8 protein-coding genes are annotated in these 7,899 nt (G+C 67.4%); 1 reads left to right on the forward strand and 7 read right to left on the reverse strand.

Annotation, left to right across the window (positions count from 1 at the left end):
- Positions 1-88 precede the first annotated feature (88 nt).
- The 7 genes from GZ997_RS00450 to GZ997_RS00480 all read right to left on the reverse strand — a co-directional run bounded on the left by GZ997_RS00450 (position 89) and on the right by GZ997_RS00480 (position 6,703).
- Positions 89-559 (reverse strand): HIT family protein, encoded by a 471-nt coding sequence (locus tag GZ997_RS00450; RefSeq protein WP_161924309.1) that lies wholly within the window; start codon positions 557-559, stop codon positions 89-91.
- Between the two features lie 17 nt (positions 560-576).
- Positions 577-1,335, reverse strand: coding sequence for a metal-dependent transcriptional regulator (locus GZ997_RS00455; RefSeq protein WP_161924310.1), 759 nt, complete (start codon positions 1,333-1,335; stop codon positions 577-579).
- Positions 1,332-2,072: a vitamin K epoxide reductase family protein gene (locus GZ997_RS00460; protein ID WP_162678420.1), complete on the reverse strand. Its 741-nt coding sequence runs from the start codon at positions 2,070-2,072 to the stop codon at positions 1,332-1,334. Before GZ997_RS00460 ends, GZ997_RS00455 begins: the two co-directional genes overlap by 4 nt.
- Before the next feature lie 159 nt (positions 2,073-2,231).
- Positions 2,232-4,052, reverse strand: coding sequence for a serine/threonine protein phosphatase (locus tag GZ997_RS00465; protein WP_203233829.1), 1,821 nt, complete (start codon positions 4,050-4,052; stop codon positions 2,232-2,234).
- A gap of 5 nt (positions 4,053-4,057) precedes the next feature.
- Positions 4,058-4,855: an HAD-IIB family hydrolase gene (locus GZ997_RS00470; protein ID WP_162678432.1), complete on the reverse strand. Its 798-nt coding sequence runs from the start codon at positions 4,853-4,855 to the stop codon at positions 4,058-4,060.
- 95 nt (positions 4,856-4,950) lie between these two features.
- A complete protein-coding gene (locus GZ997_RS00475) occupies positions 4,951-5,124 on the reverse strand; it encodes a methionine/alanine import family NSS transporter small subunit (protein ID WP_161924311.1) in 174 nt (57 codons plus the stop codon).
- A 1-nt stretch (position 5,125) separates the two neighbouring features.
- Positions 5,126-6,703, reverse strand: a complete 1,578-nt coding sequence (locus GZ997_RS00480) for a sodium-dependent transporter (RefSeq protein ID WP_203233830.1) — start codon at positions 6,701-6,703, stop codon at positions 5,126-5,128.
- 412 nt (positions 6,704-7,115) lie between these two features.
- Here GZ997_RS00480 and deoD point away from each other — a divergent pair, with 412 nt between their 5' ends.
- Positions 7,116-7,832, forward strand: a complete 717-nt coding sequence (deoD, locus tag GZ997_RS00485; protein WP_162678435.1) for a purine-nucleoside phosphorylase — start codon at positions 7,116-7,118, stop codon at positions 7,830-7,832.
- Positions 7,833-7,899: the final 67 nt, after the last annotated feature.

Consider the following 7,899-nt stretch of genomic DNA (forward strand, 5'->3'; position numbering starts at 1 on the left):
CCCGGTGCCGGCGCCGGTCCGGCTGGTGGAGCCGCGACGCCGGTCACGTCGAGCGCCCGGCGGGCATTTGTGCGGGCGGAGAGTGGCCTCAGGCGAGTGCCGGGGATCCCAGGGCAGCGGGCACGTTCCCGCCCCAGCCGTCCTCCCGCAGGCCGACGCGCAGGCGCTCCATGGCGGCGTCAAGCTCGGCGGCGGGCACGTCGTGGCGTGCGGCCGCGGGGGCCACGTCCGCCTCGGCGCGGATGGGCAGCACGTGCAGGTGCAGGTGGTCGACCTCGAGGCCCACCACCAGTACGGCAGGGCGTGCAGCTTCGAATACACGCGTCTGGGTACGCCCGATGCGCTTGGCGACGACGGCCAGGTGGGCGATGAGCTCGTCGGAGGCGTCCACGTAGGAGGCGACCTGCTGCCGGGGCACGATCAGGATGTGCCCGTCGGTGTGTGGGGCGATGGTGGCGAAGGCGACGCAGAGCTCGTCCGCCCAAACAAAGCGTCCGGGGATCTCGCCGTTGATGATCTTGGTGAACACCGATGGTGCGGGGCTGGTTGTGTCGGTCACAGCCCCAGCGTAGATGATCAGGCGCGTGTCGCTGCCGGTTCCGGGCGCGCCAGCACCCACAGGCTCCCTGCCGGAACGGCCGCGTGGTAGTCCCGCCCCGCAATGCCCTCGCCCTCCCGCACCGCCCGTACGGTGGTGTCGGGGCGGCCGCCGTCGGCTGTGCCGCCCGCGTCGTGGCCCAATACGAGAACACGTGTATCCAACCCAATACCTGCGCGGGACAACTGCTTGAGGACCTCCGCATCGTCGCGGATGCGGCCGACCACACCGGTCTGCCCCACGCGCAGCGACTCGACGGCACACAGGTCAGGAACTGTGACGCGCCCATCCGGATCCGGGATGGGATCCCCGTGCGGGTCGCGTACGGGATGCCCCAAGGCGGCGTCGAGCGCGGCAAGCACCCGGTTGGAGACTGCGTGCTCGAGCACCTCCGCCTCGGCGTGGACCTCATCCCACTCGAAGCCGAGTGCCTCCACCAGATAGGTTTCCAGCAGACGGTGGCGGCGCACCATCTCCCGGGCCAGGTGCCGTCCCCGCTGCGAGAGCGTGACCGCGCGGTACGGGGCGTGTTCCAGCAGCCCCGCCTCTACCAGTCGTGCCACATTCTCCGAGGCGGTCGACGGCGCCACCCCCATGCGTCGGGCGAGCCCGGTGATCGAGGCGCCCTGGCCGCCCCATTCCGACGCCGCCCAGACGGCCTTGAGATAGTCCTGAGTCACCGCCGAGCCGTCAGCCGTGGGATCTCCCGCGTCCTCGGCGCGTTGCGCCTGGCTCACCGCAGCATCGCCACCCAGCCGTCCCAGAAGGCCACGAGCACAATCGCGGTGATCACGGCGTACAGGATCCCGGCGATCCACCAGCGCCCCGCAACCAGCAGGCGGACGGCCGCCGCGGGCAGGCCCAGGTGGTCGCCCTGCGCAGCTCGGGCCCACGTATTGGTGGCAATCGGAATCGTCACCACCCAGATCACGGTGCAGAAGGGGCACAGCTTGCCGAAGTCCAGCACCGAAACCCCCAGGAACCAGGCGACGAAGCCGATTCCGCAGGCCGTACCGGCCACCAGCCCCCACCACACCCAGCGAGGCAGCCGGACGCCCGCGACCAGCAGCAAACCGATCAGGAGCAGTACGGCGAAGGCCATGGCCCCGATGAAGGAGTTCGGGGCGCCCAGCAGGTTTCCCTGCCAAACGTTCAGGGAGTCCCCGCAGGACACCAGCGGATTCACATCGCAAAGAAGGTCCGCCTCGGGTACGCGCAGCTGCTCGAGCTGGCTGACAATCAGCTCCCAGCAGGCGCCGATGCCGATCAGCGCGCCTACTACCAGCAACATCCCGTAGGAGCGAGGAGCGCCGGAGGCCTGCTGCCAGGGACGCAGGCCCGGTGTCTGGTCCGCCCCACTGCTTCCAGGGGACGGCACCGGCACGGGCGCCCCGTCCAAGTAGGCGTCCAGCTCCTCCTCGCTCATCGCGTCGATCATCGCGTCAACCTCGGCCTGCGTGGGCACATGCGCCATCTGCGGAACTCCTCGGCCTCTCCTGGGATACGAATTCTGGGATTCTGGAACTCTGTGATGTGGAAGTGCCCCGGCCCTCCGGAGCGTTCCTCCATTGTGCCTCACGGCCGCGGCGGAGCGGGCGGGCCCGGCTCATGCCTCGAGCCTCCGCCGGCGCTGTCAGGATGCCTCCTGCTGCGCCGCGGGCACCGGCTGCCACGCGCCAACCGTGACGGAGGCATCCGGATGCAGGACGACGGCACGCCAGGCAGTCAGCTCGCCGTCGGGGTCGAAGGACAGCACGTGCAGATATGCGTCCTCGGTGACCTGTCCGATGGAGGTCCCGCCCTTCCCGGCCCCGGACACCAGTTGCGTGACATCAAGGTTTCCACCGACGCTGGTCTTCACGCCTCTTTCCTGGTGGACGTGCCCGGCAATCAGCACCGGCGCGCAGCCCTCCGCGACAAGAGGGGCGAAGGTATAGGGCTGGTGGATCAGGACCAGGTCGACCCGACTGCCTGCATCCGCGGCGCGGCAGGTTGTCGCTGCCAGCCGACCGCCGAGCTGCACGGCGTCCTCCTGCCCGCGCCTGACCGTGCCGGACGCGGAGGTGCGGTCCGGATCCGTGTCACCGAGCACGTTCAGGCCGCCTACCTGTTGCACGGTGCCGTCGGTGACGGTCCAGCCCTGGGCGCGCAGGCGCGCTACGGTGGAGTCGGAGTCATGGTTGCCGATGGTGGCAACGCGCGCGACACCCGGGGGCACGGCGTCGGACAGGGCGTCCACGCAAATCGACTCCGGCTGGCTCCCGGTCATGGTCAGGTCGCCGTCATCCATGTGGATATCGGCGTCGGCGAGCTCGTCTAGGACACCCGCAAAGGAGATCACATCCAGGTTGCAGTGCAGGTCGGTGGACAGCACGGCAGTGGTGTTGCGCTCCGGGTCGACTGCCCAGGCCCCGGTTACCGGTGCGTTGGTGGTTGCCGCCGGGGTCGGCTCCGCGCCGAACCTGGCGGTTGGGTTCGGCGTCGGCGCGCCCGTGGGCGTCGGCGTGGATGCGGGGACGAGTGGCGTGGTTCCACGAAGCGTTGCCGCCTCGAAGGCGGACCGCACCGATGCCTCATCCACGACCCCATCGGAGGCGGTGACATCCACTGCGCCGTCGGTCGCCTCGGCGGCCGTCCATGCCGCCCGCAAGTTGTTCTCCGCCGCCGTGTAGAAGGCCTGGTTCTCATCTATGAACTGCGCAACGCGGCCACCATACGCCTGCACGATATCCGCGACTCGACCGGAAAGCCGGGCATTCGCAAAGGGCGTGCCCGCCAGGACCTGCAGACGGTTGCCCGGCTCTGGAGCTGAGCGCACCGCCGGTACGACGAGGGCGATTGCCACCGCGATGACCGTCGTCACAAGCACTGTTGCCGCCGCATGCGGAAGACGGCGCGACGCCCGCACGTGCGGGCGCAGTCCCGACAGCCGAGCGACGCTCACCAGGCTCAGCAGGACCGACTCGATCAGGCCTGCGCGCCGCAGCGCGTCATCCGCGAGGGCACGCACTCCCCGTTCAACCGTCAGCTCGGGGTGGGTTATCAGGGCTACGTATGCGGCGCCGTCGGAGCTCAGTACCCGGCCGAGCGTCTCTGCCGACACCGCTTCCGGATCGGGTTCTCCCGGAATCTCCCCGACCGTCACCTCCACCCCGAGTGGGCCGGCGGGCGAGTCCATGGTCACCGATCCCAGTGGCCCCAGGTCGACGCTGAGGGTGGAGTCGAGGGTGACCGACCACGTGGCCTCGTGGGGCCCCAGGGGCGAGGAGGCGCAGGCCGTCGACACACCGATGGCTAGCGACACGAGCCCGGTCAGCACCAGCAGGGTGATGGTGCGCACGGCCGTGCGAAAGCCGGTGGTGCGTGCACGCCACCAGTCCTTGATGGTGGCGCGTGCGCTGCCGAGGCCATCGCGGAGGCCGTTGCAGGCGCGCCGCCAGGCAGCGTTCGGCATGGGATTCAGCTCGGGTCACCGGCCGCCAGGCGGGCGGCTAGGTCGGTGACGAATGCGGCCGTGTCCTCCCAGGTGTCAACCGCCTGGCAGGCCACACCGAGCGCCTTAACCGGGTAGTCATTGCCCTCGGGGTCAAGGCGGTCACCGATGAAGAGCATCTGCTCCAGCGGTATGCCGGTGACCTCGGCGAGCCTCCTCATGCCGTAGGCCTTGTCAATGCCCTTCCGGGTGATGTCCACGCTGGTGGAGCCGCCGGAGCGGACCTCCAGGTCCGGCAGGAGCGCGGCAACGGCGTCACGCAGCCGTCTCTTCTTCTCCCCCGTCGGATCCCAGGCCTGTTTCGCCTCCAGGGGCGCCTGCTGCCCCAGCGCCGAGAAGGTGATCTGGCTGCCCCGGTCCTCCAGTGCCGGCCCCCAGGTCTGTTCCTCCCACAGTCCCAGACGCCGCGCCTCGGCCTCCACGACGGCGAAGGCACGCTTCACCTGTTCCGGATCGAGGTCATTGGCGTAGACCAGCTTCCAGTCGCCGTCGCCACGGGTGTAGTAGCGCGTCCCGCAAGTGGGCATGAGGTGAAGCTGCCCCAATTCCTCGGCGCTGGCACCCAGACGGGAGAGCACCTGCTCGCGGAACTGCCCGATCTGGCCGCCGGAGATGATGCACACGGGCACCACATCCAGTAGAGCACACAGGGCGGTGGCCATTGGTGCCGGCATGGGCGACTTGGAGGGGGCTAGTGTCCCGTCCAAGTCGAAGGCAACCAGCCGGGGCCATGCGGAGGCGGGTTCCACGGAGGCCGGTAGCATCGCGTCCTGGTCCTGAGTCGAAGGCATGTGTCGCATTGTGTCCCAGGTCGGCAGCGCCGGGAAACCCGGGTCAGCTGTTGGAGGATTCGTACCTGTCACTTGGGTTCCTGCGGGTGGTTCAGGTGCTCGTGCGCCGCGGCGAGGGCCGCCTCACGGGCCTCAACGTCCTCACGACGCCCCCGCACTATCAGTGCCGTCACGGAGACGGCCAGGCCGCCCCAGATGATGACGATTGCGACGAGCATTACTGCGATCGCCTGACCAGTCATGTCATTTCACCTCCTCGAGCACATCCAGGTCGAGGGGTGTGTAGTCGTCAACCGGCGTGCGCCAGGGCATCCGCGTGAAGAGAATCGTCGCGACGGCAACCAGGAAAATGGTGCCCCAACCGAATACGCCCTGCATGCCCGCCGAGTACTCGTCGTAGCCGCTGGTTACATAGGCCCACACGTTCTGGATGAACATGTATCCCAGCAGCAGCGGGGCGACGACGGCGACGAGCGCCCGCCACCAGCCGCCGATGATCCGGGTGTCGGAGACGAGGTTCAGGTGCCGCTGTAGCTCCTTGAGACGACGCAGCACCAGGCCCAGGCCGACGCACATCACGATCGCGGAGCCAACCACTCCGATGTAGTTGATGTAGGCGTCAACGATGTCAAGATCCCACAGTCCTGAGGCTGTGCCGAACAGCAGCAGCGAGAGTGCGGCACTGGGAAGGCCGGCCGCCAGGGTCGCCTTGCCATTGGACCAGCCGAGCTTCTCGCCTACGGCCGGAGTGACCACCTGGAGGATGGAGATGAACGAAGTAAGGCCCGCCATTGAGAATGATGCGAAGAACAGCACGCCGAACAGCGACCCGCCCGGCATCTGGGAAATAACCGTCGGGAAGGTGATAAAAGCCAGCCCCACTCCCTGGATTCCCTCCAGCTCGGCTACCGTCACGCCCTCCACATGGGCCATGAAGCCGAGGGTGGCGAACACGCCGATGCCGGCGAGGATCTCGAAGGAGGAGTTGGCAAATGCCGCGGTGAACCCTGTACCCACGAGGTTGGAGCGACGCTTGAGGTAGGAGGCGTAGGTGAGCATGATGCCGAAGCCAATAGACAGGGAGAAGAAGATCTGCCCGAAGGCCGCCACCCACACGGTGTAGTCCGTCAATCGGCTCCAGTCGGGCGTGAACAGAGTATTGAGCCCGTCGGTGGCCCCGGGGAGCATGATCGCCCGTGCCACCAGGACTACAAACATGATTACCAGCACCGGCAAGAAGACCCGGTTGGCTCGCTCCACCCCTCGGGAAATGCCCCGGGCTACGACGAAGATGCCGAAGGCCCAGACGAGGGCCAACGGAATGACCACCCCGATGACCGGGATCGGCGAGTAGCCGGGGGTGGAGGAGTCAGCCAGCAGGTTCTGCCCGATATAGTCGCTGAAGAAGCCGGCGGCGTCATCACCCCAGGCCGTGGTCAGGGAGAACAGCGTGTAGCGCAGCGCCCAGGCAACGATCACCGCGTAATAGGTCATAATGACGAAGCAGATAAAGACCTGCCACCAGCCGAGCCACTCGAACCGCCTGGACACGCGGCGGAAGACTGCCGGAGCCGAGCCCCGGAAGCGGTGGCCAAGCGCGTAGTCCAGGAAGAGCACAGGCAGGCCGGTAATCAGTAGCGCAACGATGTAGGGCACCATGAAGGCGCCGCCGCCGTTGTTGTACGCGGTGCCGGGGAACCGCCAGATGTTACCGAGTCCGACAGCAGATCCGATGGCGGCCAGCAGGAAGCCTAGCTGTCCACTCCACTGTTCGCGCGCGGGCATCTTCGCGGCTGTTGGCGATCCGGGACTGGAGGGCATTGAGAACCTTCCGGGTTGTTGGAAGCCGGCATACCCGGCTGCCCATGCGTGATAGCACAGGGCTTGGAACAGTAGGACGATAGTCGCAGGCGTCCGGGGCGCCTACCACGTCCCGCCATGCGGACGCCTCTGTACGCTCCCCCACCTCCCGCGCTCTCCGTGGCGGCGCCAATAGCGCCCCGACTAGCCCCGGCAGCCCTGGCGCGTGGCGCTCAGAAGGGCTCCGGCCGGGTTACTGCAGACCGAGCGACTACGTCAGTAATAACGTGATGTCCAGCAGGACATCTGGAGCATGCCGCACGGCACCCGCGCGTTCCAGGTGTGCGACACTGGCATGTCACGCATCTAAGACACCGGGCACCTCCGGGACGCCTGGATGCGCAGCACACTGATTGTGATCGAGAGGACAACCATGGCCACGCCTCATATAGCCGCCGAACCCGGAGACTTCGCACCTGCGGTACTCATGCCGGGGGACCCACGCCGCGCTCAGCGAATCGCCGAGAGCTTGCTGGATGACGCCAGACTGGTTACAGACGTGCGCGGCATGCTCGGTTTCACGGGAACCGTTGGCGGCAAGCCGTTGTCAGTCATGGGCTCGGGAATGGGGCAGCCGTCCTTCTCCATTTACGCCACCGAGCTGTTCAGCCAGTTCGGAGTCGAACGCATCATCCGTGTGGGGACCGCAGGCGGGATCGGCAAGCAGGTGCATGTGGGTGATGTGGTTATCGCAACCGGCGCTCATACCGACTCCGCAATGAACCAGCTACGCATCCCGGGCGTGAACTTCTCCGCTGTGGCAGATTTCCGCCTCGCGATGGCCGCGTACAGTGCGGGCATCGATGCCGGCCTTTCCGATCGCCTGCACACAGGGACGATCATCTCCCGTGATCACTTCTACTTCACGCCGGAAGGGCAGACGGAGCGCTTATCGGCGTACGGCACGCTCTGCGTGGAGATGGAGGCCGCGGCCCTTTACGGAGTGGCCGCCGAATTCGGCAAGCAGGCACTGGCAGTGCTGACGATCTCCGACCACCTGCTGGATCACTCCGGTGATATGAGCGCCGCGGAGCGCGAGACGCATTTCCAGGACTCCCTGCGTCTTGCGGTGGCCGCCGCGCTGAGCTGACCCGACAGCCGTGGTGGGCCTGCGCGCGTTACGCGGACCCACCACGGCTGTACGACTCCCTGACAAG

The organism is Actinomyces sp. 565 (assembly GCF_010365615.1).
Taxonomy (GTDB): domain Bacteria; phylum Actinomycetota; class Actinomycetes; order Actinomycetales; family Actinomycetaceae; genus Actinomyces.